General features: G+C 70.9%; 26 protein-coding genes. 12 read left to right on the forward strand and 14 right to left on the reverse strand.

Annotated features, from left to right (window positions below; translation table 11 throughout):
• Window positions 1-33 precede the first annotated feature (33 nt).
• Window positions 34-1,410 (forward strand): FAD/NAD(P)-binding protein, encoded by a 1,377-nt coding sequence (locus PSESU_RS14270; RefSeq protein ID WP_013536508.1) that lies wholly within the window; start codon window positions 34-36, stop codon window positions 1,408-1,410.
• Here PSESU_RS14270 and PSESU_RS14275 read toward each other — a convergent pair.
• Genes PSESU_RS14275 through PSESU_RS14285 form a run of 3 tightly spaced genes read right to left on the reverse strand, consistent with a single transcriptional unit; the run spans window position 1,407 to window position 5,721 of the window.
• Window positions 1,407-1,922, reverse strand: coding sequence for a gluconokinase (locus PSESU_RS14275; RefSeq protein WP_013536509.1), 516 nt, complete (start codon window positions 1,920-1,922; stop codon window positions 1,407-1,409). The genes PSESU_RS14270 and PSESU_RS14275 overlap by 4 nt on opposite strands.
• A complete protein-coding gene (locus tag PSESU_RS14280; protein WP_013536510.1) occupies window positions 1,919-4,327 on the reverse strand; it encodes a GH36-type glycosyl hydrolase domain-containing protein in 2,409 nt (802 codons plus the stop codon). The genes PSESU_RS14275 and PSESU_RS14280 overlap by 4 nt, the downstream gene beginning before the upstream one ends.
• The gene (locus PSESU_RS14285; protein WP_013536511.1) at window positions 4,324-5,721 is read right to left on the reverse strand and encodes an MFS transporter; all 1,398 of its coding nucleotides are present in this window, start codon (window positions 5,719-5,721) and stop codon (window positions 4,324-4,326) included. The genes PSESU_RS14280 and PSESU_RS14285 overlap by 4 nt, the downstream gene beginning before the upstream one ends.
• Before the next feature lie 142 nt (window positions 5,722-5,863).
• Between PSESU_RS14285 and PSESU_RS14290 the strand changes: the two genes are divergently transcribed.
• From PSESU_RS14290 to PSESU_RS14305, 4 genes are all read left to right on the forward strand, one after another.
• Window positions 5,864-9,310: a hybrid sensor histidine kinase/response regulator gene (locus PSESU_RS14290; protein ID WP_013536512.1), complete on the forward strand. Its 3,447-nt coding sequence runs from the start codon at window positions 5,864-5,866 to the stop codon at window positions 9,308-9,310.
• Window positions 9,311-9,392: 82 nt separating this feature from the next.
• Complete coding sequence (locus PSESU_RS14295; RefSeq protein ID WP_041764196.1) at window positions 9,393-9,797, forward strand: hypothetical protein; 405 nt, start codon at window positions 9,393-9,395, stop codon at window positions 9,795-9,797.
• Window positions 9,798-9,882: 85 nt separating this feature from the next.
• Window positions 9,883-11,664 (forward strand): copper resistance system multicopper oxidase, encoded by a 1,782-nt coding sequence (locus tag PSESU_RS14300; RefSeq protein WP_013536513.1) that lies wholly within the window; start codon window positions 9,883-9,885, stop codon window positions 11,662-11,664.
• Window positions 11,661-12,752 (forward strand): copper resistance protein B, encoded by a 1,092-nt coding sequence (locus PSESU_RS14305; protein ID WP_013536514.1) that lies wholly within the window; start codon window positions 11,661-11,663, stop codon window positions 12,750-12,752. Before PSESU_RS14300 ends, PSESU_RS14305 begins: the two co-directional genes overlap by 4 nt.
• On the opposite strand, the gene PSESU_RS14310 is transcribed toward PSESU_RS14305, so the two are convergent.
• On the reverse strand, window positions 12,749-12,979 hold the full coding sequence (locus PSESU_RS14310; protein WP_013536515.1) for a hypothetical protein: 231 nt from the start codon (window positions 12,977-12,979) through the stop codon (window positions 12,749-12,751). The two genes, PSESU_RS14305 and PSESU_RS14310, sit on opposite strands and share 4 nt — an antisense overlap.
• A 197-nt stretch (window positions 12,980-13,176) precedes the next feature.
• Between PSESU_RS14310 and PSESU_RS14315 the strand changes: the two genes are divergently transcribed.
• Entirely contained in the window at window positions 13,177-14,043 is an 867-nt protein-coding gene (locus tag PSESU_RS14315) for a glucose 1-dehydrogenase (RefSeq protein ID WP_013536516.1), read from the forward strand.
• A gap of 13 nt (window positions 14,044-14,056) precedes the next feature.
• Here the strand turns inward: PSESU_RS14315 and PSESU_RS14320 are convergent, their stop codons facing one another.
• The 4 genes from PSESU_RS14320 to PSESU_RS14335 form a co-directional block, all read right to left on the reverse strand.
• A complete protein-coding gene (locus PSESU_RS14320; RefSeq protein ID WP_013536517.1) occupies window positions 14,057-14,440 on the reverse strand; it encodes a hypothetical protein in 384 nt (127 codons plus the stop codon).
• Window positions 14,437-15,321 carry an SDR family oxidoreductase gene (locus PSESU_RS14325; protein WP_013536518.1) on the reverse strand — a complete coding sequence of 295 codons (885 nt, stop codon included), beginning with the start codon at window positions 15,319-15,321 and terminating at the stop codon, window positions 14,437-14,439. Before PSESU_RS14325 ends, PSESU_RS14320 begins: the two co-directional genes overlap by 4 nt.
• Before the next feature lie 105 nt (window positions 15,322-15,426).
• Entirely contained in the window at window positions 15,427-15,900 is a 474-nt protein-coding gene (locus PSESU_RS14330; RefSeq protein WP_013536519.1) for a DUF2269 family protein, read from the reverse strand.
• Complete coding sequence (locus PSESU_RS14335; RefSeq protein ID WP_155942786.1) at window positions 15,881-17,113, reverse strand: SDR family oxidoreductase; 1,233 nt, start codon at window positions 17,111-17,113, stop codon at window positions 15,881-15,883. The genes PSESU_RS14330 and PSESU_RS14335 overlap by 20 nt, the downstream gene beginning before the upstream one ends.
• Between PSESU_RS14335 and PSESU_RS16500 the strand changes: the two genes are divergently transcribed.
• Window positions 17,069-17,695, forward strand: coding sequence for a hypothetical protein (locus PSESU_RS16500; protein WP_162145821.1), 627 nt, complete (start codon window positions 17,069-17,071; stop codon window positions 17,693-17,695). The genes PSESU_RS14335 and PSESU_RS16500 overlap by 45 nt on opposite strands.
• On the opposite strand, the gene PSESU_RS14345 is transcribed toward PSESU_RS16500, so the two are convergent.
• The 4 genes from PSESU_RS14345 to PSESU_RS16435 form a co-directional block, all read right to left on the reverse strand.
• Window positions 17,603-18,109, reverse strand: coding sequence for a hypothetical protein (locus PSESU_RS14345; RefSeq protein WP_013536521.1), 507 nt, complete (start codon window positions 18,107-18,109; stop codon window positions 17,603-17,605). The genes PSESU_RS16500 and PSESU_RS14345 overlap by 93 nt on opposite strands.
• Window positions 18,109-19,638 carry an FAD-dependent oxidoreductase gene (locus PSESU_RS14350; protein ID WP_013536522.1) on the reverse strand — a complete coding sequence of 510 codons (1,530 nt, stop codon included), beginning with the start codon at window positions 19,636-19,638 and terminating at the stop codon, window positions 18,109-18,111. Before PSESU_RS14350 ends, PSESU_RS14345 begins: the two co-directional genes overlap by 1 nt.
• 131 nt (window positions 19,639-19,769) lie before the next feature.
• Window positions 19,770-21,077, reverse strand: coding sequence for a sigma-54-dependent transcriptional regulator (locus tag PSESU_RS15785; RefSeq protein ID WP_013536523.1), 1,308 nt, complete (start codon window positions 21,075-21,077; stop codon window positions 19,770-19,772).
• A 129-nt stretch (window positions 21,078-21,206) separates the two neighbouring features.
• Window positions 21,207-21,515 carry a hypothetical protein gene (locus PSESU_RS16435; RefSeq protein WP_013536524.1) on the reverse strand — a complete coding sequence of 103 codons (309 nt, stop codon included), beginning with the start codon at window positions 21,513-21,515 and terminating at the stop codon, window positions 21,207-21,209.
• 191 nt (window positions 21,516-21,706) lie between these two features.
• On the opposite strand from PSESU_RS16435, the gene PSESU_RS16340 reads away from it, so the two are divergent.
• Genes PSESU_RS16340 through PSESU_RS14365 form a run of 3 tightly spaced genes read left to right on the forward strand, consistent with a single transcriptional unit; the run spans window position 21,707 to window position 22,600 of the window.
• Complete coding sequence (locus PSESU_RS16340; protein ID WP_013536525.1) at window positions 21,707-21,880, forward strand: hypothetical protein; 174 nt, start codon at window positions 21,707-21,709, stop codon at window positions 21,878-21,880.
• Window positions 21,877-22,041 (forward strand): hypothetical protein, encoded by a 165-nt coding sequence (locus PSESU_RS16440; RefSeq protein WP_013536526.1) that lies wholly within the window; start codon window positions 21,877-21,879, stop codon window positions 22,039-22,041. Before PSESU_RS16340 ends, PSESU_RS16440 begins: the two co-directional genes overlap by 4 nt.
• Window positions 22,022-22,600: an isochorismatase family cysteine hydrolase gene (locus PSESU_RS14365; protein ID WP_013536527.1), complete on the forward strand. Its 579-nt coding sequence runs from the start codon at window positions 22,022-22,024 to the stop codon at window positions 22,598-22,600. Before PSESU_RS16440 ends, PSESU_RS14365 begins: the two co-directional genes overlap by 20 nt.
• Window positions 22,601-22,665: 65 nt before the next feature.
• Here PSESU_RS14365 and PSESU_RS14370 read toward each other — a convergent pair whose 3' ends face one another.
• Window positions 22,666-23,562 (reverse strand): manganese catalase family protein, encoded by an 897-nt coding sequence (locus PSESU_RS14370; RefSeq protein WP_013536528.1) that lies wholly within the window; start codon window positions 23,560-23,562, stop codon window positions 22,666-22,668.
• A 54-nt stretch (window positions 23,563-23,616) separates the two neighbouring features.
• Window positions 23,617-24,129 (reverse strand): ferritin-like domain-containing protein, encoded by a 513-nt coding sequence (locus PSESU_RS14375; protein ID WP_013536529.1) that lies wholly within the window; start codon window positions 24,127-24,129, stop codon window positions 23,617-23,619.
• A 203-nt stretch (window positions 24,130-24,332) separates the two neighbouring features.
• Here PSESU_RS14375 and PSESU_RS14380 point away from each other — a divergent pair, with 203 nt between their 5' ends.
• Window positions 24,333-25,718, forward strand: a complete 1,386-nt coding sequence (locus PSESU_RS14380; RefSeq protein WP_013536530.1) for a sensor histidine kinase — start codon at window positions 24,333-24,335, stop codon at window positions 25,716-25,718.
• The gene (locus PSESU_RS14385) at window positions 25,715-26,095 is read left to right on the forward strand and encodes a response regulator (RefSeq protein ID WP_013536531.1); all 381 of its coding nucleotides are present in this window, start codon (window positions 25,715-25,717) and stop codon (window positions 26,093-26,095) included. Before PSESU_RS14380 ends, PSESU_RS14385 begins: the two co-directional genes overlap by 4 nt.
• Window positions 26,096-26,176 lie beyond the last annotated feature (81 nt).

Consider the following 26,176-nt stretch of genomic DNA (forward strand, 5'->3'; position numbering starts at 1 on the left):
GCCGGCGACGGTTTCGCCCGGTACAATCGGCGGATGCATCGTGACCACGACATCGCCATCGTCGGCGGCGGAGCCGCCGGGACCCTGGCGGCGATCCACCTGCTGCGCCGGGCCGCGCCCGGCCTGCGGATCGCGATGTACGAGCCGTCCCTGCACCCGGGCGAAGGCGTGGCCTATTCCACCCGTCGTCCCGAGCACCTGCTCAACGTGCCGGCCGGGAAGATGTCGGCCCTCCCGGACGAACCGGGCGACTTCCTGGCCTGGCTGGCCACCCGCCGGGAATACGCCGGCGCCGGCGACCAGTCCAGCCGCTACCTGCCGCGCCGCGACTACGCCGCCTACCTGGCCCAGCGCCTGGAAGAAGCCCGTACCGGCAGCGCGGCCACCTTCGAACTGCACCACCACCGCATCACCGCCCTGCACCGCAGGGCCGATGGCCTGCGCCTGGAATGGTCCGGTGGCAGCGCCACCGCCGGCCGCGTGCTGCTGGCCACCGGCAATGCGCCGAGGCCACTGCCGGCCCGTGGCGCCAGCGCCCTGGGCGCACCGCGCCTGCTCGAGGCCTGGGACAGCGAAGGACTGGCCGCGATCGCGCCCGACGCGCGGGTGTGCATCGCCGGCACCGGCCTGAGCATGGTCGACGCTGTCCTGACCCTGGCCGCCTGCGGCCATCGCGGCCCGGTGCACCTGCTCTCGCGCCACGGCCTGCTGCCGCTGGCGCACGCCCCGGATTCGCCGGTCGACACCGGCCTGGAGGTCGACGCGCTGCTGGCCCTGGACCTGCGCGCACGACTGCGGGTCCTGCGCCAGCGCGTGGCCGAAGCCGCGGCCGGCGGCCGGCCGTGGCAGGCGGTGCTGGAGCGCCTGCGTCCGCGCGTCCAGGCGCTGTGGCGCTCGCTGGACGCCGCAGACCAGCGCCGCTTCCTGCGCCATGTCGTGCGCTACTGGGACATCCACCGCCACCGCATCGCGCCCGAGGCCGATGCCGTGCTCCAGGACCTGGTCCGCAGCGGCCGCCTGCAGCTGCACCGCGCGCGCCTGGACCTGGTCACCAGCGGCACCCGCTGCGTGCACATCGGCGCGCGCGACCGCCACGGCGCGGTCGTGGCACTGGATGTCGAGCACGTCATCAATGCCACCGGCGTGGAGATGCGCGTGCAGGCCATGCGCAACCCGCTGCTGGAACAGCTTCTGGGCGACGGCCTGGCCGTTCCCGGCGCGCATGGCATCGGCCTGGCCACCGACATGGACGGACGCATGCGCGATGCCAGCGACATGGCGCGCGACGACCTGCGGGTGGTCGGCAGCCTGCGCATCGGCGAGGCCTGGGAAAGCCTGGCGGTGCCGGAGCTGCGCCAGCAGGCGCAGGCCGTGGCCGAGGCCTGGACCGGAGTCGCCGTCGCCGCCTAGGCGGTCGCGTCGATCGCCTGCAGCGCCGCGTCCAGCTGCGCCTGCGGCTCCAGCGCCACCGCGATCGGGACCACGTCGTCCTCCCCCACTGGCGGCTCCAGGGTCGCGAACTGGCTGTCGAGCAGGGTCACCGGCATGTAGTGCCCGCTGCGCTGGCGCATGCGCGCGGCAATCAGTCCGGCGTCGCCATGCAGGAACAGGAAGCGCAGCGGCAGGCCGGTGGCGCGCAGCATTTCGCGGTGCCGGCGCCGCAACCCCGAGAACGCCAGGGTGACGCGCTCGCCGGCGGCGACGCGCCGCTGCAGGTCAGAGGCGATGCGCTGTACCCAGGGCACCCGCATCTCGTCGGTCAGTGGCTGGCCGGACGCCATGCGCGCCCGCGCCTCCTCGCTGTGGAAGTCGTCGGCGTCGAGGAAGGTCGCGTCCCAGGCCTCGGCCAGCGCCTGCGCCAGCGTGGTCTTGCCGCTGCCGGACACGCCCATCACCACCGCGACCTGTACCGGTGCGCTCATGCCGCGCTGTACCCGGCCAGCGGCAGCTCCACCCGCACGCGGTAGCTGCGACCGGACTCGACCGGCTGCAGCAGGCCATCGGCAAGCAGCTCGCCATCCACGTGCACGCGCATCGCCTGCACGCCCGCCACGCGCTCGACCTCCAGCTCGACCTGTGCGCCGCGGAACCGCCGCGATGCCCTGGCGGAGTTCCAGTGCGAGGGCAGCTGCGGCGCGATCCGCAGGGCTTGGCCTTCGCCACGCAGGCCGAACAGGTCCTCGACCAGGCAGCGGTACAGCCAGGCCGCGGTGCCGGTGTTGAACAGCTGGCTGGAGCGGCCGGCGGTGCGCGGGTGCAGGCGCCACGCGCCGCGGTAGTAGTTGGGCACGAACACCGGCAGCTGGCCGCGCTGCAGGCAGTCCTGCGGATCGGGTCCCGGCAGCATCGCCCGCAGCACCTGCCAGGCGCGGTCGCTCTCGCCCGCGCGGTAGAGCGCGTGCAGGTAGAACGCGGCGGCGTGGTTGTACACCGCGCCATTCTCGGCCGAACCGGGGAACTTCTGGGTCAGCCGTCCCACGTCCTCGCGCATGCCGGTGTACGGCGGATCCAGCATCGCCGCGCCGTAGGGCGAGACCAGCTGGTCGTCCACCGCGTGCAGCAGCTTCGAGCGCCGCGCCTCGTCGGCGGCACCACTGAGCATCGCCCAGCTCTGCGGGTTGAGGTAGATGCGCCCTTCGCTGTCGGCGCGCACGCCGAACACCACGCCGTCGTCGGTGATGCCGCGGCCGTACCAGTCGCCGTCCCACAGGTGCTGGTTGACCGCTTCGTTGAACGCGTCGGCACCCTCGCGGAACGCCGCATCCGGACGGCCGCGGCGCGCGCTGATGTCGGCCCACAGGCGCAGCGCGTGCGCGGTGGCCAGCGACAGCCAGCCGGACACGCCGCGGCCCTTCCAGCCGACCATGTTCATCGGGTCGCACCAGTCGCCCTGGGCGATGTAGCTGAGCCCGCGTTCGTCGCGCTGCGCCAGCAGCCAGTGCATGGCGCGGTCCACGCGCTCGGCCACGGTAGCGCTGTGGCCGTCGCTGCCGGCCACGACCTCATCGAGGATGGCGTCGTCGCCGGTCTCGTCCAGGTAGGCCTGCAGGCATACCGGCAGCCACACGCAGTGGTCGGTATGCGGCACCTGGTTGATGTACTTCAGCTCCGCGCCGTCCACCAGCAGGATGCCGTCGGGCATGGCCCCGTCGGCGGCCTGCTGCGACAGCGCGTGCAGGAACGAGGCACGCGCGGTGGACGGCCGCAGGTAGGCCATGCCCATGTGGTCCTGCAGGAAGTTGCGCGTCTGCGGATCGGTGGTCAGGCGGTTGGAGTCGCCGTGGTAGTAGACCTGGCGCGGCAGCCAGCGGTTGGTGAAGTGGTCCAGCCAGGCATCTGGCGACTCGATCCGCACGCAGCCGGCGCCCTCCCCGAGGTAGCGCGCGGTCGCGGCTTCGGCCGCGGCGAAACCTTCGGCGGACAGGTGGCGTCCGCGCAGTTCGCGCACCTCGGCCTCGTCATGCGCCGGTCCGAACAGGAAACGCAATTCCTCTTCCTGGTCGGCTTCCAGCACCAGCCGGTACTGCAGGGCCGTGGTCGGGGTTTCGTACAGCGCATCGCCACAGGCCAGGGTCTCGCGCCTGACCACCGAATCGGGCGCGTGCAGGCCACCCTCGCCCTCGAACGCGGACTGGTTGGCCTCCCATGCATCGGGCGCGCGCTCGTGCAGCAGCACGGTCAGGTCCTTGAAGTCGCGCTGGCGGAACCAGTCGGCGACCTTCTGGTACGGGGTGACGCTGCTGCAGACGATGCCGCCCAGCTCCGGGCTGTAGCGCCCGGCCTGGTTCATCCATGACATGTAGCCGACCGGGAAATACGGGTAGACGCTGATCCGGCGCCTGCGCCCGGACACGTTGCGCACGCGCACGCTCCACAGCTCGGCCACGTCCTCGGCCGCCAGGCGCACGCGCATTTCCAGCTCGATGCCATGGCAATGCACCGTCCAGGCCACGTCGCCGGCGCCCACCGAGAACGCGAACTCGTCCGGCACCCGGTTGACCGGTGCATGCGGCGCCGAGAACAGGCTGCCGCTGTCCTCGTCGCGGACATAGACGAAGCGGCCGGGATGGTGCGCGTAGTACGGCTGCTCCGGCTGCATGAAGGTCCTGGCCTCGAGTGTCGGCGCGTGCGCGTACTTGGCCGGCTCCGGCTGCATGAACTGCGCGGTGGCATAGCCGCGGCAGTTGAGCTGCAGCAGCATCTTGCGGTTCCACAGGAAGGTCGACGCCTGCGGCATCGCCGTCGGGCTGGCCAGCACGAAGCGCCGGCCCTGGTCCACGAATGCGCCCACCCCGGGCACGCTGTCCCTGTTCTCCACGCCGCTCATGCCTGTGCTTCCCGCCTCGCCTCGAGTTCAACCTGGATGCGCGCCAGTTCCTGCGCGTCCAGCGGATAGAAATGCATCACCCACGCCGCGACCAGCGCCACCACGCCCGGGATCACCGTCAGCAGCAGGGCGATGCCCAGGCGCGACGCGTCGGACTGCGCCTGGTTGGCGACATAGCCCATCGCCGCCAGGGTCCAGGCGATGCCGGCCGAGGCCATCGCGCCGCCCATCTTCTGCGAGAAGGCGGCGGCGGCGAAGGTCATCGCGGTGGCGCGGCGGCCGGTCTTCCACTCGGTGTAGTCGGCGCAGTCGGCGTACATGGAGAAGGCCAACGGCGACTTCGGGCCCAGCAGCAGGCCGACCAGGGTGTTGAGCCCCAGCATCACCCACACCTGCTCCGGCGGGACGAAATACATCGCGCAGCTGAGCACGCCCACGGCGGCCATCAGCAGCATCAGCAGGCTCCGCTTGTCGATGAAGCGGGTCATCAGCGGGGTCAGGGCCGCGCCCACCGCCAGCGCGACCGAGTAGGCACCGAGGAACAGGCCGGTCAGCTCCGGGCGCTCGACGTGGTACTTGAGGTAGTACACCAGCGAACCGCTGCGCATGACGATGGTGATCATGATCACCAGGGCCAGCACGAACAGGACCAGCCACGGGCGGTTGCCCAGCAGGTCCATGATGTCCTGGCGCACCGCGCTCTGCTGCTGGGGCGGTGGCTGGATGCGCTCGCGGGTGCTGGCGAAGACGGTGGCGAAGCAGGCGATGGCGACAAGGCCGTACAGGCCCATGGTCAATTGCCAGCCCAGCTGTTCGTCGCCGCGCCCCAGCCACTGCACCAGGTCCAGGGTGAAGTAGTTGACCGCGGTGGTGCCGGCGAAGGCGGCGATGAAGCGGAAGCTGATCAGGGTCGTGCGCTGCTGGCTGTCGGCGGTCATCACCCCCGACAGCGCCGAGTACGGCATCGCCAGTACGGTGTAGGCGATCATCAGCAGGGTGAAGCTGGCATACGCCCACAGCAGGCGCCCGCCGCCGTCGAGGTCCGGCACGGTCCAGGTCAGGACTCCCATCACCGCCAGCGGCAGCGCGCCGTAGAGCATGTACGGGCGGAAGCGGCCGAAGCGGGTGCGGGTGCGGTCGGCGATCGCGCCCATCAGCGGATCGGTGATCGCGTCCACCAGCCGGGTGACCAGCATCATCGTGCCCACCGCCGCGGCCGCCAGGCCCATCACGTCGGTGTAGAAGATCAGCAGGAAGGCCGAGATGTTGGCCCAGTAAAGGTTGAAGCCGAAATCACCGATGCCGTAGCCGGCCTTCTCGCGGAACGAAAGGCGGGCGGACGGATCTGGCGCGGGCGCTCGCGCGGCCCCGGCCACGTTCTGGTCGTGCTGCATTCCCTCTCCTGATGCAGGGACGCCTGCGGGCGTCCGGTGGCACGTGACAGCGTTGTCAGCTTGCTTGGAACCCGGCGCCCGCGCAAGCGCCGCACCATGCGCCGCAGTACACTCGGCGACCGGGTGAGGGGAGGCGATCGGGTTGGTCTCGAGCTGGATCCTGCTGCTGGTTTCCGTCGGCTACGCCGCGCTGCTGTTCACGGTGGCGTGGTGGGGCGACCGCCGGCCCATGTATCCCAACCGCCCGTGGCTGCGGCCGGTGGTGTACAGCCTTGCGCTGGCGGTCTACTGCTCGTCGTGGACCTTCTACGGCGCGGTCGGCAGCGCGGTGCGCAACGGCATCGGCTACCTGCCGATCTACCTGGGCCCGATCCTGCTGATGCTGTTCGGCTGGCGCATCATCGAGCGCCTGGCGCTGATCGCGCGCAGCCAGAACGTGGTCTCCATCGCCGACTTCATGTCCGCCCGCTACGGCCGCTCGCGGCGGCTGGCGGCGCTGGTGGCGGTGATCGCCCTGGTCGGCATCATTCCCTACGTGGCCCTGCAGTACAAAGCCGTGGCGATGAGCCTGGCGGTGCTCTCCGGGCAGCATGTCGAGCAGGCCGCGGTCGCCACCGACCCGGCGCTGTACGTGGCCCTGCTGATGGCGCTGTTCGCGGCGCTGTTCGGTACCCGCCAGGTCGATGCCACCGAGCACCACCACGGCATGATGCTGGCGATCTCGCTCGAGTCGCTGGTCAAGCTGGTGGCGCTGATCGCGGTGGGCGTGTTCGCCTGGGCGTGGCTGCGCGGCAACGAGATGCGCGTGACCGGTGCCGCGCGCGAGATGTTCCTGCATGCGCCGCCGATGGGCTTCGTGGCCCAGACCCTGCTGAGCTTCCTGGCGATCGTCTGCCTGCCGCGCCAGTTCCAGGTGGCGGTGGTCGAATGCGGCGACGTCGGCGACATCCGCCGCTCGCGCTGGATGTTCGGCGGCTACCTGATGATCGTCACCCTGATGGTGATCCCGATCGCCACCGCGGGCCTGTCGCTGTTCGGCGGCGATCCGCGGGTGGCCAGCGACACCTTCGTGCTGGCCCTGCCGCTGGCCGAGGGCAACAGCGCGCTGGCGCTGGCCGCCTACGTCGGCGGCTTCTCCGCGGCTACCGGCATGGTGATCGTGGCCAGCATCGCGCTGGCGACCATGGTCTCCAACGACCTGGTGATGCCTGTGCTGCTGCGCGGCGGCTGGGGCGAGCGCCACGCCGCCGCGGACGTGGCCTCGCTGGTGCTGTGGGTGCGCCGCCTGGCGATCCTGATGCTGTCGCTGTGCGCCTACGCCTACTACCGCTGGATCGGCGGCGACACCGCGCTGGCCGCCTATGGCGTGATGGCCTTCGCCGCGGTGGCGCAGTTCGCGCCCGGGCTGATCGGCGGCCTGTACTGGCGTGGCGCCAGCCGCCGCGGCGTGGAGTTCGGCCTGGTCGTCGGCTTCGCCACCTGGATCTACACCCTGCTGCTGCCGGCGCTGTCGCGCTCGGGGCTGTTCGATGGCGGGTGGATGGAGACCGGTCCCTTCGACCTGTACTGGCTGCGCCCGCAGCAGCTGTTCGGCCTCAGCGGCTGGGACGCGCTGACCCACGGTACCTTCTGGTCGCTGCTGCTCAATGCCGGCGTGATGATGGTGGTTTCGGCGCGCTGGCGTCCCAGCGTCGACGAGCGCCTGCGCATCGCTCCCTTCCTCGACCCGTATGCGGAGCGGCAGACGCTGTCGCGCAGCGAATGGTCCGGCAATGTCAGCGTCGGCGACCTGCTGAGCCTGGCCAAGCGCATCGTCGGCGAGCGCCACGCCCGCCGCGCCTTCGCCGAGCAGGCGCACGACCTCGGCGGCGAGCTGCAGCCCACCAGTGCCGCCGACCGCGCCTGGATCCAGTTCACCGAGCGCCTGCTGGCCGCCTCCATCGGCGCGGCCTCGGCGCGCCTGGTGCTGACCTCCGTGCTGCGCGGCTCGGGCATGCACCTGGACGAGGTGATGGCGCTGCTGGACGAAGCCGGCCAGGAGCTGCGCTTCAACCGCGAGATCCTCTCCACCACCCTGGAGAACATCAGCGCCGGGGTCAGCGTGGTCGACCCGGAGATGCGCCTGGTCGCCTGGAACCGGCGCTACCAGCAGATGTTCGGCTACCCCGCCGGCATGCTCTACGTCGGCCGCCCGGTGGCCGACCTGATCCGCTACAACGCCGAGCGCGGCGAGCTGGGCGAAGGCAGCATCGAGCAGCACGTGCGCAAGCGCATCGAGCACATGCGTGCCGGCACCCCGCACGTGTTCGAGCGCGTGCGCGCCGACGGCACGGTGGTCGAGATGCGCGGCCAGGCCCTGCCCGGCGGCGGCTACGTCACCAGCTACAACGACATCACCGCCTACAAGCACGCCGAGCAGGCGCTGCGCGAGGCCAACGAGAACCTGGAACAGCGCGTGGCCGAGCGCACCCGCGAGGCCGAGGAGGCGCAGCAGTCGCGCACCCGCTTCCTGGCCGCGATCAGCCACGACGTGCTGCAGCCGCTCAACGCCGCGCGCCTGTTCGCCTCGGCCCTGCGCGAGGGCGGCCAGGACGCGGCCGAGCAGCGCCACCTGGCCGAGCGCGTGGATGCGTCCCTGCGCGCGGCCGAGGAACTGCTCGATGGCCTGCTCGACGTCTCGCGCCTGGACACCGGCGCCCTGCAGGCGGAGATCTCCACCTTCGACGCCGGCGAACTGCTGCGCGAGCTCGCCGCGCAGTACGCACCGGTCGCCGCCGGCCGCAGCCTGGACCTGCGGGTGCACGCCCGCCACTGCCCGGTGCGCAGCGACCGCCGCCTGCTGCGCCGCGTGCTGCAGAACTTCCTGGCCAACGCCCTGCGCTACACCCGCCAGGGCCGGATCGTGCTGGGCATGCGCGTGCACGACCAGACCGTGTACCTGCAGGTGTGGGATACCGGCCCCGGCATCCCGCCGCAGCACATGCGCCAGATCTACGAAGAGTTCCAGCGCTACCAGCAGCCATTCGACTGGGGCGAGCGCGGCCTCGGCCTGGGCCTGTCGATCTGCCAGCGCATCTCGCGCCTGCTGGACCATGGCCTGGATGCGCGCAGCAAGGTCGGCCGCGGCAGCATGTTCTCGATCGCCGTGCCGCGCAGCGCCCAGCCCGCGACCACGCCGGCCCCGGCGATCATGCTGCCCGGCGACAACACCCTCGCCGGCCTGCGCGTGCTGTGCCTGGACAACGACCGCGAGATCCTCGACGGCATGCGCCTGCTGCTGGCGCGCTGGCAGGCGGTCGCGATCCCGGCCGCCACCGTGGACGAGGCACTGGAGCGGATGGCCGACAGCGCGCCGCAGGCGATGCTGGTGGACTACCACCTGCACGACCGCCTCGATGGCCTCGACGCGCTGGACGCGCTGCGTGCCGCCGGCGGCGCCATCCCCGGCGCCCTGCTGACCGCCGACGGCCGCGACGAGCTCAAGCGCCAGGCCCGCATGCGCGGCTACCGGCTGCTGACCAAGCCGGTGAAACCCGCCTCGCTGCGCGCCTGGCTGGCGGCACAGGTACCGGCCCCGGCACGGGTGTGAACCGGGCGCACGGATCGGCAACGGCCGGGTTGATGCGGCCACGGCGCTGGCTTACCGTGGCCGCGTTCCCGACCGCACGTCCATGACCGGCTTCCTGCACCGCCTCTCGATCCTGCTGCTCGCCCTGTCCCTGGTGACGGGTGGGCTGGCTGCGCAGGCGATACATGCACCCGCCGACGTGGTTGCCTCACCGGCGCAGGCAGCGGAGGTGGATACCTCTACAACGCACGGCTGCCACGACGACCCGGTGGGCGCCGCGGATACGGGACACGCGCTGGCTGGATCGCCGATGGACTGCTGCGACCACCATGGTCCGGGGGACACCGCTGGCTGCGCCCTGGCCTGTGCCGGTTCCCTGGCTGCGGTCGTCACCGCACCGCTCCAGGCTACCGCCGCCGTGTACCCGCACATCGCGCCGCCCGCCGCACCCGCGCGTAGGGATCCGGAGTACACGCCGACGCCACCGCGACGGCCTCCCATCGCCTGAGCCACGCCGAGCGAAACCGCGCGACCGCAGCGTGCGTCGCGCCTCCCCTGCGTGCGCCACCGGCGCCCCGACCGGATCCATGAACATGCCCGTTTCCCGGGAGCTTCCTCCTGTCCTGCCGGCCTCGCCGGCACGCCGCCGCTTCGTCCAGGGCCTGGCCCTGGCCGGCGTGGCCGGCAGCGGCCTGCTGCGCGCGCCCGCGCAGGCCATGACCCCGGCCACCCTCAGTGGTCGCGAGTTCGACCTTGCCATCGGCCCGGCCATGCTCGACATCACCGGCCGTCCGCGTCCTGCCGTGGCGGTCAACGGCTCGGTGCCGGCACCGCTGCTGCGCTGGCGCGAGGGCGACACCGTCAGCGTCCGCGTCAGCAACCACCTGCCAGATGCGCCCAGCTCCATCCACTGGCATGGCCTGCTGCTGCCGGCCAACATGGACGGGGTACCCGGCATGAGCTTCGACGGCATCGCCCCGGGCGAGAGCTGGCTCTACCGCTTCACCCTCAGACAGTCCGGCACGTACTGGTACCACAGCCATTCCCTGTTCCAGGAGCAGGCCGGCCTGTACGGGCCAATCATCATCGATCCGCTGCAGCCGCCGCCCTACCGGCATGACCGCGAGCACGTGCTGCTGCTGTCGGACTGGACCGACCTGGCGCCCGATGCGCTGTTCCGGCGGCTGAAGAAGGCGCCGACCTACGACAACCTGTACAGGCGCACTGCCGGGGATTTCCTGCGCGATGCGCGGCGCGACGGCCTGCGCGAGACCCTCGCCGACCGGGGCATGTGGGGCCGCATGCGGATGACGCCGACCGACCTGTCCGACGTCAACGGCAACACCTACACCTACCTGCTCAACGGCCAGCCGCCGGCGGCGAACTGGACGGGGCTGTTCCGTCCCGGCGAGAAGGTGCTGCTGCGCCTGGTCAACGCCGGCGCGATGACCTACTTCGACGTGCGCATCCCCGGCCTGAAGATGACCGTGGTCGCCGCCGACGGCCAGTACGTGCATCCGGTGACGGTGGACGAACTGCGCATCGCCGCGGCCGAAACCTACGACGTCATCGTCGAGCCTTCGGGCCAGGATGCCTACACCATCTTCGCCCAGGACATGGGCCGCACCGGCTACGCGCGCGGCACCCTGGCCGTGCGCCATGGCCTGGCCGCGCCGGTTCCCGTACCCGATCCGCGGCCGCTGCTGACCATGGAGGACATGGGCCATGGCAGCCATGGCGGTGGCCATTCGATGGAAGGTGGCTGCGGCGCGGCGATGATGGCCGAAGGTGGTTGTGGCGCGGTGATGCATGCCACGCCGGCCGCGCGTGCCGGCCATGCCGCGGTCGCAGCCCATCCTGCCAGCGAGGCCCGCAATCCGCTGGTGGACATGCAGTCCTCGCCCAGTGGCCCGCGCCTGGAGGATCCGGGCATCGGCCTGCGCGACAACGGCAGGCGCGTGCTGGCATACGCCGACCTGCGCAGCCTGTTCGAGGATCCGGATGGGCGCGAACCGGGACGCGAGGTCGAGCTGCACCTGACCGGGCACATGGAGAAGTTCGCCTGGTCGTTCAATGGCGTGCCGTTTGCCTCGGCCGAACCGCTGCGCCTGAACTACGGCGAGCGCATGCGCATCGTGCTGGTGAACGACACGATGATGCAGCACCCCATCCACCTGCACGGCCTGTGGAGCGACCTCGAGGACGCCCGTGGCGAATTCCAGGTCCGCAAGCACACCGTGGACATGCCCCCCGGTACCCGCCGCAGCTACCGGGTGCGCGCGGATGCGCTGGGCCGCTGGGCCTACCACTGCCACCTGCTCTACCACATGGAGGCGGGGATGATGCGCGAGGTGCGCGTGGAGGAATCCGCATGAGCCGCACCTCGACACTGCACCTGCTGTCCGCCGCCGTGCTGGTGATGCTGCCCGGTTACGCCGCCGCGGCAGCGCAGGAGGCCGGCCATGCCGGGCACCACGACCACGCCACGCATCGCGAGGCGGGGGCACCGGCATCCGCTGGTGATCCCCATGCCAGCCACGCGCATGCGGCGCACCAGGCTGAAGCCGCTCCGGAACAGAGCCATGCCGACCATGCCGCGCATGCGGATCACGCGGCCATGCAACATCCGCGTCCGGTGCAGACGGTGCCGACGCACCCGCCAGGCCATGCACACCACGGCAACCCGGCTGCAGAGGAGCCGGCGGCCGGAGTGCACCGCCACGCCACGCATGCGGCGCACCCGGTGCAAGATTCGCCCCGCGAACCGGTTCCCGCGCTGACCGATGCCGACCGCGCAGCGGCCTTCCCGCCCCTGCAGCATGGCCATGTCCATGGCGGCGGCATCAACAGCCTGGTGCGCTTCGACCGGCTGGAGGCGTGGGACGCGGACCAGGGCACCGGCCAGGCCTGGGAGACCAGGGCCTGGATCGGCGGGGACGTGCAGCGGCTGTGGCTGCGCAGCGAGGGCGAGCGCGACGACGGACGCACCCATGCCGCCGACCTGGAGCTGTTCTACGGCCGGGCCATCAGCCCGTGGTGGGACCTGCTGGCCGGTGTGCGCCAGGACTTCGGCCATGACGGCCGCACCTGGGCGGCACTGGGCGTGCAGGGCCTGGCACCGTACAAGTTCGAGGTGGCGGCCACGGCCTACCTGGGCAGTGGCGGCCAGACCGCGCTGCGCACCGAGGTCGAGTACGAGCTTCCGCTGACACGCAGGCTGCTGTTGCAACCAAAGCTGGAGCTGGAACTGCATGGCCAGGACGATGCCCGCCGCGGTATCGGCGCGGGCCTCTCCACCGCTGGGGCGGGGCTGCGGCTGCGCTGGGCGGTCACGCCGCGGTTCGCGCCATATATCGGCCTGGTGCACGAACGCAGCTTCGGCGATACCCGCCGCTATCGCACGGGCGAGGGCGACGCGGCAGGCGATACCCGCTGGGTCGCCGGCCTGCGCTGGTGGTTCTAGGCCTGTCCCGTGGGGCGGGGTGTTTCCGCACTTCCGCCCTTCGGCGCTGGCCGCCGGTGGCTGTCCAGTCGGCCGAGCAGGTCGACGGCGGCCTCGTAGGCATCGTGAAGCTCGTCCAGGTGCGCGGGATCCTGGTCGCGACGGTACGCGTGCAGCGCGAACCCGATCATGTTGATCCGGTTGCGCAGCTCGTGCAGCAGCAGCTCCTCATCCTGGGGCCGGCTCATGGACCAGTCCTGCCTCGTTGCATGTCGGGGGCGCCGCGCAGCCTGCATCTTGCACGGCGGACTGGAATGATCGCCCCGGGGCCGTGACGGCATCGCCAAGCACCGCTGCGCATCACGCCAGGACAACGCCAGGCGCGCATCGCCTTTACCGCCTGGCACCGACACTCGGTGGCTCCCCCAAGAGACGGAGCACCCCGATGGCCCTGCCCGAGTACCCGAAGCCGCCGTTCAAGCGCCAGCAGCAATCCTTCCCCGGCAAGACCTCGCGCATGGATCCGCGCCCGGACCATGGCGAGGACAGCTACGAAGGCAGCGCCCAGCTTCAAGGCAAGCGCGCACTCATCACCGGTGGCGACAGCGGCATCGGCGCCGCCGTGGCGATCGCCTATGCACGCGAAGGCGCGGACGTGGCCATCGCCTTCCTGCCCGGCGAGCGTGACGACGCCATGCATGTGCAGGAACAGATCGAGGCTGCGGGCCAGCGCGCCCTGCTGGTGGAGTGCGATATCAGCGACGCCCACCAGGCGGCCGACCTCGTCGAGCAGGTTCGCAGCGCGTTCGGCGGGCTGGACATCCTGGTCAACAACGCCGCCTACCAGCGCTACTTCGAGAGCTTCGACGACATAACCCTGGACGAGTGGCGGCGCACCTTCGAGACCAACGTGCATGCCGTGTTCAACCTGGTGCGGCTGAGCCTGCCGATGCTGGAGAACGGCGGCTGCGTGATCAACACCGCCTCGGTGAACTCCAAGAAGCCCAAGCCCAACATCCTGCCTTACGCGGCCACCAAGGGCGCGGTGGCCAACCTGACCATCGGCCTGGCCGGCCTGCTGGCTGATCGCGGCGTACGCGTCAATGCGGTGCTGCCGGGGCCGATCTGGACGCCCTTCATTCCGGCCGGCATGTCCGAGGAGGAAGTGGAAACCTTCGGCGACCAGACCCCGTTCGGGCGGCCCGGCCAGCCGGCGGAACTGGCCTCGGCCTACGTGATGCTGGCCAGCGACAAGGCCAGCTATACCTCGGGCGCACTGCTGACCATCTCCGGCGGCGCAGTGGTGGTGTAAGCCGGGTTGCCGCTCAGGCCCGCCGCTCGCCGGCGGGCTCGCGGCGGATGGCCAGGCCGCTGATCCCGTATTGCGGCAAGCGGGTCACGCCACCCGTGCCGCGGAACAGGCGCGGACTACCGCGGCGATGGCTGCGCTGGCATGGCGGCATCCCGTCGGGCACGTGCTCCTCCAGATCGCGCCAGCCCACCATGGTCCACTGGCCGCCCGTGGAGGGCAGTTCCGGCGACCACCAGCAGCAGCCGTCGAAGGTGCCGCTGAACCAGGTCGTGTAGCCGTCCTCGTCGCGGGCATGGATTGCCAGCAGCGCGCGCAGCGGCGGGACCACATCGACGCTGCGGCAGCAGGGGCAGTCGCCCAGGAGCTCGAAGCTGCGCACGGGCATGCGGGCACTCATGACAGTTCCCCATGGATGCGGCCGGCGTGGCCCGGCTGGTCGAGGGTGCCCCGCGGATCAAGCGGCGGTGCATCAAGCTGCTGCCGGCCTGCCTGGAGCGCTGCCATGCGCTCGGCAAGCGCCGGCGCCAGGCGGCTGGCCAGCGAATTGAACTTGGACATCGCGCCCACCTGGGTGGCCCGGCCGCCGTGCGTGGCGGCATGCAGAATGGCCGCCGCAACCCGCGACGGTTCGATCATCGGCGAAGGCAGCTTCGGCTCGCGGTCCATGTAGTTGCGCGCATGCTGCGGGAACGGGGTGTCGGTGGCGGTAGGCTGCACCAGCACGATCGACACCGGGCTGTCGTCGACGCGCTCCTCCTCCACCCGCAGTGCGTCGGTGAATCCCTTGACCGCGTGTTTGGACGCGGCGTACATGCCCTGCAGCGGGAGCACCGCATCGGAGACCTCGCTGCCCAGGTTGACCAGCACGCCGCCACTGGCGCGCAGGAACGGAAGCGCGGCCAGCGAGCCGTTGACCACGCCCCAGAAGTTGATGTCGAACAGGCGCCGGCTGTCTTCCTCGCTGACCTCTTCCAGCCGGCCGTAGATGGACACGCCAGCGTTGTTGACCCAGGTGTCGATGCCGCCGAAGCGCTGGTGCGCCAAGCGCGCGACCGCGTCGACATCCTCGCGCCGCGACACGTCGCACTGGGCCGCCAGCGCCTGGCCCCCGGCACTGGTGATCGTGGCCACCGCTTCCTGCAGTACGTCCAGGCTGCGTGCGGCCAGGACGACGCGCGCCCCCTGCTCCGCGGCCGACAACGCGGTACACAGGCCGATGCCACTGGAGGCACCGGTGACGACGATGACCTGCTGGTCGAGGGGTTTGTGCTGGGCCACGGGAAGCTCCCGGAAACGGCGGGGCGGCCATTGGGCCCGCTACCGCGCCATCCCGACGTGAAAACATGCACCCCGCAGCTGCACTCCCTGCACAAGCTGAAGCGCTCAGGCGAATGGCACCGTGCGCGCCACCATCATGTAGAAGATCGCCAGGAACGAGACCAGTGCCGGAAAGCCCAGGGCGGTCCACGCACCGAGCACGCGTGCGTACTGCACGGGCAATTCCCGGCCCTGCCCGGCGGCGGACACCGCGATATTTCGCAGGCGCATCTGCAGCCACACCACCGGCAGCCAGCAGGCTGCGGCGATCACGAACAGCACGATCGACCAGTACAGCCAGGGAGTGGAGAGCGGGATGTTGCGCCCGTGCGCGAGATAGAGCCCGCTCAGCGGCTGGAACACGATGGTGGTGGCAGTGAAGATCCAGTCCGCCACCACCACCAGCTTCGCCACCGGCGCGATCACCTTGGGGTCGCGGGTCCGGCTGATGAACAGCAGGTAGAACGCGGTGCCTACGCCCGTGCCGAACAGGAACGTGGACGAAAGCACGTGCAGGTACTTAACGGTGGTCAGGTCCATGCGGTCGGTCCAGGAGGATGAGGGCCAGGATCGCTCCGGCAATCGGGATGTTCTTCAGCAGCGGCCCGAAAGGATGCAGCCAGAACTCCGGTAGCCAGATCGTGATCAGCACGGTATAGCCGGCCATCAGCAGCAGCTGCGCGAGATAGACCAGCCGCCGCCACGGGAGCACCAGCATGCCCAGACCGAGCAGGCCATCAAGCACGGCCCCCGACCACAGGGCGAACATGGCCGGGCCATCGTGCAAGCCAAGCCGCGCCAGCAGGGCCAGGCTGTCCTCGCGCGGATAGCCCCACAGCGAGACCCAGGCCGTGCCCAGCCACATCGCCGCCAGCGTGAGCCGGAGCCACAGCAATGCGCGCTGCAGGCGCAAGGCCGCGCCCGCCTCCACATCGTGGGCATCCACGAACAGCGCCGGATCCCTTGGTGGGCGGCCCAGCAGGTTGGTGATGCCGGCGGCATCGCCGGTGTTCCCGGCCTCGAGCATGCGCAGTGAATCCGGCCCCACCAGCCCGCCGGTCAGGCGCGCGGCCAGGGGCAGCAGCGGGCGCAGCGGCGCCAGCGGCAGGTGGACGACCCGTGGAGCCTGGCCGTGCGCGGCGCCAAGCAGCCGCAGGTACTCGCGCAGCGGCAGCGGCCGCGGGCCCACGGCATCCAGTACCGCCGGCGGATCCGCGCAGGTGGCCACGCGCGCGACCGCCTCGGCGAGGTCCTCCACGTGCACCGGTTGCACCAGCTGCCCGCCGCCACCAGGCAGGGGTAGCAGCGGCAGCCGTGCCAGGCGCAGGAAGAAGCGGGTGCTGTTGCCTTCGGGCGAGTACACCAGCGACGGACGGACGATGGTGACCGGCACCGGCAGCTGGCGCAGCAGCACCTCGGCGCGTCCTTTGGAGTCGAAGTACGCGGTCGCACCACCCAGCTCCGCCCCCAGTGCCGACACGTGCACCAGGCGGCCGACACCGGCCTGCACCGCGGCACCGAACAACGCTGCAACCGCCTTCACGTGCACCGCATCGAAGCCCTGCTCTGCTTGCGCCTGGAAGATGCCGACCGCATTGACCAGCACATCGTAGCCCTGCAGCCGCCGCACCAGCTCCGCGCATGGAGGCATGGCATTGAAGTCCAGTTGCACGCCCGATGCCGGAGCGCGTCCCGCGAGGACCACCTCATGACCCGATTGCCGCAACCTGCGCACCACCGCCCCGCCGATCATTCCGCTGCCCCCGGCCACCAGCACGCGCAGGCGGGTGGATGGCGTGCCGTCCTGCTGCGTGCCCTGGGCTCCGGCTCGGTGGCCAGCATCGCTTCCACCCTGCTGGTGTCCGCCCACAGCCGGCAGCGCGCCGGGTCCGTGCCCGCTGGCACCAATGCCGCCAGCCAGTGGGTCTGGGGCCGGCCCGCGCGGCACGCGGACGAATGGTCGCTGCGCCACACCCTGCTTGGCTACGCCATCCACCACGCCAGTTCGCTGATGTGGGCGGCCGGCTACGAGGCCTGGGGACGCAAGCGTCCCGCCGATCCACCGCTGCTGCGCGGCGCCGGCATGGCCGCGCTGGCCTACGTGGTCGACTACCACGTGGTGCCGCGCCGGCTCAGCCCCGGCTTCGAGAACCGCATCGGCGGCGCCGGCGTGGCCGCGGCCTATGCCAGCTTCGCGCTGGGCCTGGCCCTGTGCGACCTGGTGGCGGCGCGGCGGCATCGCTCAGGCACCCCGCGCGCGCAGCACCGCGCCGAACTCGTGCAGCCACGGCGCAACGCACAGCAACAGCGCAGGCAACAGCGCGGCCAGCCATAACCGCGGAAGTGCGGGATCCAGCTGCAGCGGCCAGCCTGCCTCCCGGGCCGCGCCACCCTGCACCAGCACCACCACGCCCAGCGCGATCCACGGCGCCATGTCCATCACGCTGTGCACGTGCTGCTCCAGCGGCGTGATCGTGCGCCTTCCAAAGGCGGACAGCGTGTCGATGTAGCCGGCGACGGCGTGCAGCAGCACCAGCACTCCCAGCAGCAGCCGGAGCCCCAGGCCCGGGGCGAACAGCAGCCATGAAAGCACGACCAGGCCGAGCAGGCCCAGCTGCACCCCATGCATGACCGATTCGCGCAGCCCGGAGGTATGCGGCAGGTCGGTGCGCCGGTGCTGGGTGAAGTCGACGAAGCCGGCGGCCAGCCATGCCAGGTACCCGGCGAAGGCCCAGCCGCCGACGGACATCAGTCCTCGTCCTCCAGCGCATACGGTTCCAGCGGTGCGTTGGCCGGCCCGTTGAGGACCACGCCGGTTCGCGCTTCGAAGCGCGAGCCATGGCAGGGGCAGTCCCAGGATTTCTCCTCGCCACTCCAGCGCACCACGCAGCCCATGTGGGTGCAGCGGGCGCTGTGGGCGTGCAGCGATCCGTCGCCGGCGCGGTACACCGCCACCCGGTGCAGGCCACGGCGTAGCACCGCACCCGTGCCGGGCGCGATCTCCTCGACCTTCGACACCTGGGCAGGCCGTACCCAGTCGCGGTACTGCATTACCGCGTTGGCGTTCTCCCGGATCCACTCGCCGCCGGCACGCACGGGCTGGCGTCCCGGGTCGTAGAGTGCGCTCCATGGGTTGTCGCGCCCCTGCACCAGGTCGGCCACCAGCAGGCCACCCAGGGTGCCGTGGGTCATGCCGTTGCCGGAATCGCCGGTGATCAGCCACACGTTGTCGTGGTGCGGGTCGGCGCCGATGAAGGCCAGGCCGTCGGCCGGCTCCAGCACCTGGCCCGACCAGGCTGCGTGGAACGACTCCACCTGCGGGAAGCGCTCACGGGTCCAGTCCTGCAACCGCACGTAGGCTTCCGGATCGTCGTCCTGCCCGGTCTTGTGGTCCTCGCCGCCGACCAGGATCTCCATCCACGCCGGCTCGGCGGTCTCCCGCAGGCGCACGTAGTGGTAGGGATCGGCATCGTCCCAGATCAGCGCATCCGGCACGGTTCCGGCGGGCACGCGCCCGGCGACGACATAGGTGCGGTACGGCGCCTGCTTGGGGAAGGTAGCGGTGGTGCCATGGAACGGCACGTTGCCGGCGGCGACCACGGCACGTGCGCGCAGCACGGTGTCGTCGGCCAGGTGCAGCGGCGGCTCGTCGCCACCGGTGATGCGGCGTACATCGGCGCGCAGGAAGCGGCCGCCGGCATCGCGGACCTCGCGCGCTAGCGCCAGCATGTAGGCGCCGGCGTCGATCCGCGCCTGTGCCGCGAACCGGATGGCCGGCCCGAAGCGCGCGGGCAGGGCCTCGCCAGCCTCGCACCAGTGCACCTCGAGCCCGGATTCGCGTGCCGCCTCCATCTCCCGGCGCAGGCCTTGCTCGTCGCCAGTGTGCGAATAGAGATAGCCCGGCACCCGGCGGAAGCCGCAGTCGGGCACACCCGCCGCCAGCCCCTCGATCCAGTCGATCGCCACGGCGTGGCTTGCCGCCGCCAGGCGCGCGCCGTCCTTCCCATGGTGGCGCTGCAGCAGGGTGAAGCGATCATCGAGCGCGGAGGCCAGGTGGGCGGTGGTGCGCAGGGTTTCGCCCGCCCCCACGCCCTCGCGGTCGACCACCAGCACCTGCCGCCCCTCGCGCAGCAGGCACGCGGCGGTGGTCAGGCCGGCGATGCCGGCACCGACGACCACCACGTCATGCACCGCGCCAGCGGGAGGCAGGGTCTCGAACCAGTCGCTGGTGGCGTCGCCGACAGGCGACCAGACGGGGATGGTGCGTGCAGTGGACATGCGGACTCCTTGGCGACGGCGCGGCGCCAGCGCGGGCTGCGTCATGGCGGGCTGGCGGGAACCAACATCCGGCAGGCGCCGTGAAACATCCGTCGTGCCTGGCGCAGCCCGGCGCCGGGTGCAGCACTGGCTCAGCCGGTGCCCGCCCTGCAGCCGGCGCGGTCGCCCTCACGACGCGCAAGGTGGTTGTAGATCGTGCGCACGCTGATGCCCAGCGCACGTGCCGCGGCGGCCTTGTCGTTGCCGAAGTGGGCGAGCGTGGCATCCACGGCACGCTGTTCCATCTCGGCCAACGTCGTGCCGACGGGAAAGCTGATCCGTGCCGAATCGCCGTGCGCGGGCTGGCCCGCGCCGCCCATGGGTTCCACATGCAGCAGTGGCGAGCGCTGCAGCAGGTAGGCGGACTGCACCGCCGCGCGCAACTCGCGCACGTTGCCCGGCCACGGGTGGCGCAGCAGCACGCGGTCGGCGCAGGGAGCCAGGCGCTTGTCCTGGCCATGGCGCTCGTTGAGTTGCTGGACGAACAGTTCGGCGAGCGTGACCACGTCCTCGCCACGCTCGCGCAGCGATGGCACCCGCAGGGTCAGCGCGGATATGCCGTAGTGGAAATCCTCGCGCACCAGGCCCTCGGCCGCGTTCCGCGCCGGATCGCCTGCAGTGCAGAACAGCAGGCGCGGCCCTCCGCCTTTTCCGCCGTCTGCCCTGCCGCGGCCTTCAACGATCGCCAGCAGCCTTGCCTGCACATGGTGCGGCAGGCGTTCGATGCCATTGACCAGCAGGGTGCCGCCGTCTGCGCGGGCAAAGGCCGATGCGCCCGGATCGTTGGCAGTGCCAAACAGCGCCTCTTCCATCCGTTCAGGCACGAGGACGTCGCAGTCCAGCAGCACGAAGGGTCCCTTGCGGCCACTGGCCGCGTGGATCGCGCGGGCAACCGCGGCACGGCCGCTACCGCGCTCGCCGGCCAGCAGGACCGGCATGTCGCAGGCGGCCATCCGCATCGCCAGGTCCGAAAGCCGGCGCATCGCAGGCGAGGCCCCGGCCAGCTCATCGGCGCCGGCGGCTTCGCCAAGCCCGGGCCAGCTGCGTCGACCAATGCGCCGGAGCACCGCCTGCAACTGCTCGGGGCGGAACGGCTTGACCAGGTACTCCACCACCGGTGAGGCGATCGCGCGCACCGCGGTGTCGACGCTGGGACGGCCGGTGGCGACGACGATGCGGCCGTGGCGCGCCAGGTCCAGCCCGTCCAGCAATTCCATGCCGTTGCCATCGGGCAGGGTCAGGTCGAGCAGGATCAGGTCGGTGGCGTGGTCGCGCACGAAGGCGCGGGCCTCGGCAAGGCTGCCGGCCAGCTGCACGCCGCAGCCCTCGTCAGCCGCAAGCTTGCCGGCAGCGCGCGCGAAACCGGTGTCGTCGTCGACGATCAGGACGGTAGGGGTCATCTGCCACCTCGAGGGAATAAGGGCAGCATCGACCCGCACCGGTTAAGCGAAGGTGGGCGGGAGTGCACGGCCACGTCAAAACGTGACCGTGCATGCGCCGCTCAGCCGTACCTCAGCGGTGGTTCGGGGTCACCGCACCGGTTCGGTCGGCGGTGGCGTCGTTGCCGGATCGCTCGTCGGGTCGCGGCCCGGATCAACGCAGTTCGGATCGTTCTCCGCGCACGGCACCGTGCCAGGCGGGACGCCCTGCTCGGGCCTCTCCAGTGTTGGATCGGTGGGCGGCGGGGTGGTCACCGGCTCCGGGGTCGTGGTCGCGGGCGTGGTGCCATCGACGGGTGCGGGCGTCGTGCCGGTGTCGGTCCGGCCGGCGTCGTCGTAGCGTGGGTCGCAGGCGGCAGCTGCCAGGACGATTGCGGCGAAAAGCAGTGGGATACGCATGGCGGTCCGCCTCGGTGCCGCTTATGCGGCACACGCATCAGACTCCCTGCCCGTCCCGCTCCGTGTGAACGCCTGCCGCGCGCCTGCTGAAACAGCGTCAAGCCGCGCCTGTATGCGCTTTACGTCCCCTGCACGGGCGCGGGCCGAAAGTTCCGGCTCCGGCGTCCCGCCAGAACTACCGAAGTGCAGACATGCCACGCCTCCAGCCCTCCCCCCGCCCCGGCTCCCTGGACCCCGCCCGCCTGCGTCGCTACCTGCCGGAGCTGCTGCAGCAGCTGGTGCCTGACGCCTCGCCGCAGCCTGCACGCCCGGTGGCGTCCACGCCGGTCGCGCTGGCGACGCTGCGCACGGAGCGCGCGCGATGAGCGACCGGGAGCGGGACAAGGACGCGCACCGCGGCGAACAGCCCGGCAAGCACGAGAGCCGGGATCGCAACGATCCGGAGGTGCAGCCCGGCGCACGCACCGGTCGCGACGAGCCTCCCTACGTGCATCCGGAGCCGCCGCGTGGACGTGGCGAAGAATAGGGGACGCAAGGCCCCGGCCCTGCTGCTGGTGGACATGATCAACCTGTTCGATTTCCCGGACGGGTCGGCCATGGCCACCGCGGCACGGCGCATTACCCCTGCGCTGGCGCGCCTGCGCGACCGATTCGACCGCGCCGGCGCGCCGGTGATCCACGTCAACGACAACTTCGCCCAGTGGCGCGGCGAGTTCCGCGACCTGGTCGCTTCCTGCATGGATGCAGGCGGCATCCCCGCCGAGATCGCCACCCGCCTGGCACCGCAACCCCAGCACTACCACGTGCTCAAGCCCAAGCACTCCGCCTTCGCCAGCACGCCCCTGCCGGTGCTGCTGGCCAAGCTTGGGGTGCGCAGGCTGGTAATCACCGGCATCGCCGCCGATTCCTGCGTGCTGGCCACGGCCCAGGACGCCAACATGGCCGAGTACGAGGTCTGGGTGCCCAGCGACTGCGTGGCCTCGCGCCAGCCGCAGCGCAAGCGCGAGGCGCTGTCGCTGCTGTCGCGCTCGCTCAATGCACGCATCGTGGCGAGCAACCGCGTGCGCGGCCTCTTCCCGGAATAAAGCCTGGAACCACCCATGGAGAAACGGCCGCATCATGCGGCCGTTTCCGTCTTTGGGCTCCCGGCTTACTTCTCGACCGGCGTCGTGGTGCCGGCACCGGGTCCTGCGCCAAGATCGGCGCCGGTCACCGGATCCACGTCCGGACGCGAGGCGGTGCGCTCCACCAGGGCAGCCATCGCGGCTTTCTGGGTAGCCGACAGCTTCACCGCCGGCTGGCCGTCGCCGCCGTCCACCGCAGACTGCTGCTCGCGGTCGGCGACGACCTCCCACTGCGGACCGCTGTTCCACGGACCCTGGGCATTGCCCTCGCCCTGGGACATGTCGAAGTAGGTGTCGGTGAAGCGCGGGTCGCCCGGCAGCTTTCCGGGCGGGAAGTTGTCCTCGATCGAGTACAACGCCTTCTCGAACGACTTCTGGTGCGCCACCTCACGGGTCATCAGGAAGGTCAGCGCATCCTTGATGCCCGGGTCGTCGGTGACGTTGATCAGGCGCTCGTAGACGATCTTGGCGCGGGCCTCGGCGGCGATGTTCGAACGCAGGTCCGCCAGCGGTTCGCCGATCGTGTCGACGTACCCGGCATTCCACGGCACGCCGCTGGAGTTCACCAGCGCCGGGCCGCCACCGTAGAGGATCTGCTGGGTGTGGCTGGTACTGTTCTGGGTGAGGGTGCGCATCTCCATCGCCTCCTCCATGCCTTCCGACAGCACCGCCTTGGGGCCGCTGTTGAGCATGGCGATGATCGAGCCGATGATCTCCAGATGGCTCAGCTCCTCGGTGGCGATGTCGTAGAGCATGTCCTTGCGCCCCGGATCGTTGTCGCCCAGGGCCTGGGTGAAGTAGCGCATCGCCGCGGCCAGCTCGCCCTGCGGGCCGCCGAACTGTTCGAGCATCAGCGTGGCCAGGTCCGGATCGGGACGGGCGACGCGTACGGTGTACATCAGGCGCTTGTTGTGGATGAACATTGGGGGGCTCCGTGGTGCCTGTCGGGGGTGCGGGACCGGGATCCCGCGATGGGATCAGCGCTTGGCGGTTACGCCTTCGGTGGTCTCGCGGGCGAGGAATGCGGCGATCACCGACTCGTGGTGGTCCAGGAGCCACTTCGCCATAGCCTCCTCTTCCTCGAGGATCTGGCTGCAGACGGTCGCGATGTCCTCGCGCCCGGCCGCGCGTGCGGCGATCACCAGCGCGCGGTAGGAGGCGATCTCCATGTGCTCGAACGCGTAGCTGATGCCGATGCCCTTGGCGACTTCGTCGCTCATCATCGAGTTGCCTGCCGCATGCATCGCGGCCATCGCGTCGGCGAGCATGCCTCGCGCCACCGGGACCGCCCCGTCCAGCTGCTCGATGCAACCCTTCAGGCGGGAGGACTGCTGCTGGGTCTCGCCCACGTGGGCCTCGATGCGTCCACGCAGCCCGGGGTAGTGCTCCAGGCGGCCGGCCATGGCCTTGAGCATGGTTTCCGCTTCCTGCTCCATGGCATAGGCGTCCTTGAGCCACATCAATAGACGCTCGGTGGTGGATCGGGTCATGTCGCTTCCTGTCCGGTGCTGCGGTACCGCGGCACACGACCCTGCGCTTGCGCGGGTGCAAGGGCCGTGGTGCATCAATGCAGCCTTTGCAATGCAGTGCATTCCAGGCACCGGCGTCCACGTTTCCTTCACATCAATGACCAGCAGCTTGGCTATCTTGGACGCGGGATTTCACGCATCGCTCACACTGGGGAGCCGCGTCGATGCCGACGGAAGATTCGATCCTGGAAAACGTGTCCGCTTCCACCACGGTGGAGCGCAACCCGCACGTGGCCGTCCTCGAGTCCACGCCCGACCTGGCCTGCCTGTTCGATCGCCAGCACCGCTGCATCTACGCCAACCGCGCCCTGCTCGAGGCCCTGGGCCGTCCACGCGAGCAGGTGATCGGGCGTTCGTTGCTGGAGCTGGGCTATGTGCCCTGGCACGCCGCCATGCACGATTCGGAACTGGACCAGGTGTTCGCCACCGGCCGCCCACTGCGCGGGGATGCACGCTTCCGTGGCGCCCGCGGCGAGCGCATCCACGATTACATCCTCGCCCCGGTACCGGGCGAGGACGGCAGCGTGGAAGCCGTGGTCGCCACCATCCGCGACGTGACCGAGCGGACCGCACACGAGGACGTTGCCCGCCGCAACGAACGGCGCCTGCGCGCGATCGCCAGCGCCAGTTCCAGCGTGATCTACCGGCTCGATCCGGACTGGACCCGGGTCCAGACCCTGGTCGGCCCCGGCGTGGACAGTCCGCCGCCGCTTTCGCGCGTGGAAGTACAGCGCACCCGCCTGCATCCCGACGACCAGGAGCGGATCGCGCAGGCGATTGCCCGGGCCCGCGAGGAAACCACGGTGTTCGAGGCCGAGTACCGCTGGTTGCTGGGCGATGGCCACTACCACTGGCTGGCCTCGCGGGTGGTACCGGTGCGCGGCGACGACGGTGTCGTGCACGAGTGGGTCGGCGCCACCACCGACGTGGAGGACCGCCGCCAGCAGGAAGCGCATCGCCGCCTTCTGCTCGACGAACTCAATCATCGGGTCAAGAACACCCTGGCGGTGGTGCAGTCGATCGCGGTGCAGACCCTGGGCCGCACCAGCGATGCGCAGGCGATGGACCGGTTCCATGCACGCCTGCTTGCCCTGGCCAAGTGCCATGACCTGTTGACCGCCTCGCGCTGGACCGGCACCTGCCTGCGCGACGTGGTGGAGACCGCGATCGGCCCGGGCATGGGCCGCGGGCTGGAACGTTTCGTGATCGACGGCCCCCGCGTGCACCTGGCGCCGCGGCCCTCGCTGGCGCTGTCCATGGCGCTGCACGAGTTGTGCACCAACGCGGTGAAGTACGGCTCGCTGTCCGTGCCCGATGGCCAGGTCGCGATCCGCTGGCGCGTCGACGAGCGCGAAGGCGCGCGCCGCCTGCAGCTGGAATGGCGCGAGAGCGGCGGCCCGCCGGTGGCGAAACCCGCGCGGCGGGGCTTCGGCTCGCGCCTGGTGGAGCGCGGCCTGCGCCACGACCTGGATGGCGATGTCGTGCTCGCGTTCGAGGTTGCTGGCGTAAGCTGCCGTATCGACATGCCGCTGGCAGAGGAGACCTCATGAGTGGAGAGGCACGAACCGTGCGCGCCCTGGTGGTGGAGGACGAGTTCCTGCTGCTGGCGCTGCTGGAGGAACTGCTGCCGGACCTGGGCGTCGAGGTTGCCGTGTGCGCACGTTCCCTGGACGGTGCGCTGGCCGCCGCGCGGGAGACCGCCAGGTTCGACATTGCCCTGGTCGACGTGAACCTGGGTGGCGAGCAGTCCTACGACGCGGTCGAGGCCCTGCTCCAGGCCGGGGTGCCGACGCTTTTCATCACCGGCTACGGCAGCGGCAGCCTGCCGCCGCGCTTCGCGTCGGTGCCCGTGCTGGGGAAGCCGTTCGGCCGCGACGACCTGGCCCGTGCGATCGGCACCTTGACGGCCGGACAGGCGCAGGCCTGAGCAGACGGCCGCGCCAGGCCGCGCGGCGCGCTGCACCCACTGCAGCATCTGCATTCCGCGCGCGTGGGATTCACGTGCGCG

The organism is Pseudoxanthomonas suwonensis 11-1, assembly GCF_000185965.1.
Classification (GTDB): domain Bacteria; phylum Pseudomonadota; class Gammaproteobacteria; order Xanthomonadales; family Xanthomonadaceae; genus Pseudoxanthomonas; species Pseudoxanthomonas suwonensis_A.

Bases quoted from the DNA above. Each gene is read 5' to 3' on its own strand.
- PSESU_RS16440 (WP_013536526.1), top strand. From the start codon at position 21,877: ATGAGCGACCGGGAGCGGGACAAGGACGCGCACCGCGGCGAACAGCCC.
- PSESU_RS14335 (WP_155942786.1), bottom strand. From the start codon at position 17,113: ATGATCGGCGGGGCGGTGGTGCGCAGGTTGCGGCAATCGGGTCATGAG.
- PSESU_RS14370 (WP_013536528.1), bottom strand. From the start codon at position 23,562: ATGTTCATCCACAACAAGCGCCTGATGTACACCGTACGCGTCGCCCGT.
- PSESU_RS14275 (WP_013536509.1), bottom strand. From the start codon at position 1,922: ATGAGCGCACCGGTACAGGTCGCGGTGGTGATGGGCGTGTCCGGCAGC.
- PSESU_RS16435 (WP_013536524.1), bottom strand. From the start codon at position 21,515: ATGCGTATCCCACTGCTTTTCGCCGCAATCGTCCTGGCAGCTGCCGCC.
- PSESU_RS16340 (WP_013536525.1), top strand. From the start codon at position 21,707: ATGCCACGCCTCCAGCCCTCCCCCCGCCCCGGCTCCCTGGACCCCGCC.
- PSESU_RS14350 (WP_013536522.1), bottom strand. From the start codon at position 19,638: ATGTCCACTGCACGCACCATCCCCGTCTGGTCGCCTGTCGGCGACGCC.
- PSESU_RS14345 (WP_013536521.1), bottom strand. From the start codon at position 18,109: ATGTCCGTCGGCGGCTGGGCCTTCGCCGGGTACCTGGCATGGCTGGCC.
- PSESU_RS14310 (WP_013536515.1), bottom strand. From the start codon at position 12,979: ATGAGCCGGCCCCAGGATGAGGAGCTGCTGCTGCACGAGCTGCGCAAC.
- PSESU_RS14315 (WP_013536516.1), top strand. From the start codon at position 13,177: ATGGCCCTGCCCGAGTACCCGAAGCCGCCGTTCAAGCGCCAGCAGCAA.
- PSESU_RS14305 (WP_013536514.1), top strand. From the start codon at position 11,661: ATGAGCCGCACCTCGACACTGCACCTGCTGTCCGCCGCCGTGCTGGTG.
- PSESU_RS14270 (WP_013536508.1), top strand. From the start codon at position 34: ATGCATCGTGACCACGACATCGCCATCGTCGGCGGCGGAGCCGCCGGG.
- PSESU_RS14295 (WP_041764196.1), top strand. From the start codon at position 9,393: ATGACCGGCTTCCTGCACCGCCTCTCGATCCTGCTGCTCGCCCTGTCC.
- PSESU_RS14330 (WP_013536519.1), bottom strand. From the start codon at position 15,900: ATGGACCTGACCACCGTTAAGTACCTGCACGTGCTTTCGTCCACGTTC.
- PSESU_RS14300 (WP_013536513.1), top strand. From the start codon at position 9,883: ATGCCCGTTTCCCGGGAGCTTCCTCCTGTCCTGCCGGCCTCGCCGGCA.
- PSESU_RS15785 (WP_013536523.1), bottom strand. From the start codon at position 21,077: ATGACCCCTACCGTCCTGATCGTCGACGACGACACCGGTTTCGCGCGC.
- PSESU_RS14285 (WP_013536511.1), bottom strand. From the start codon at position 5,721: ATGCAGCACGACCAGAACGTGGCCGGGGCCGCGCGAGCGCCCGCGCCA.
- PSESU_RS14375 (WP_013536529.1), bottom strand. From the start codon at position 24,129: ATGACCCGATCCACCACCGAGCGTCTATTGATGTGGCTCAAGGACGCC.
- PSESU_RS14280 (WP_013536510.1), bottom strand. From the start codon at position 4,327: ATGAGCGGCGTGGAGAACAGGGACAGCGTGCCCGGGGTGGGCGCATTC.
- PSESU_RS14320 (WP_013536517.1), bottom strand. From the start codon at position 14,440: ATGAGTGCCCGCATGCCCGTGCGCAGCTTCGAGCTCCTGGGCGACTGC.
- PSESU_RS16500 (WP_162145821.1), top strand. From the start codon at position 17,069: ATGACCCGATTGCCGCAACCTGCGCACCACCGCCCCGCCGATCATTCC.
- PSESU_RS14380 (WP_013536530.1), top strand. From the start codon at position 24,333: ATGCCGACGGAAGATTCGATCCTGGAAAACGTGTCCGCTTCCACCACG.
- PSESU_RS14385 (WP_013536531.1), top strand. From the start codon at position 25,715: ATGAGTGGAGAGGCACGAACCGTGCGCGCCCTGGTGGTGGAGGACGAG.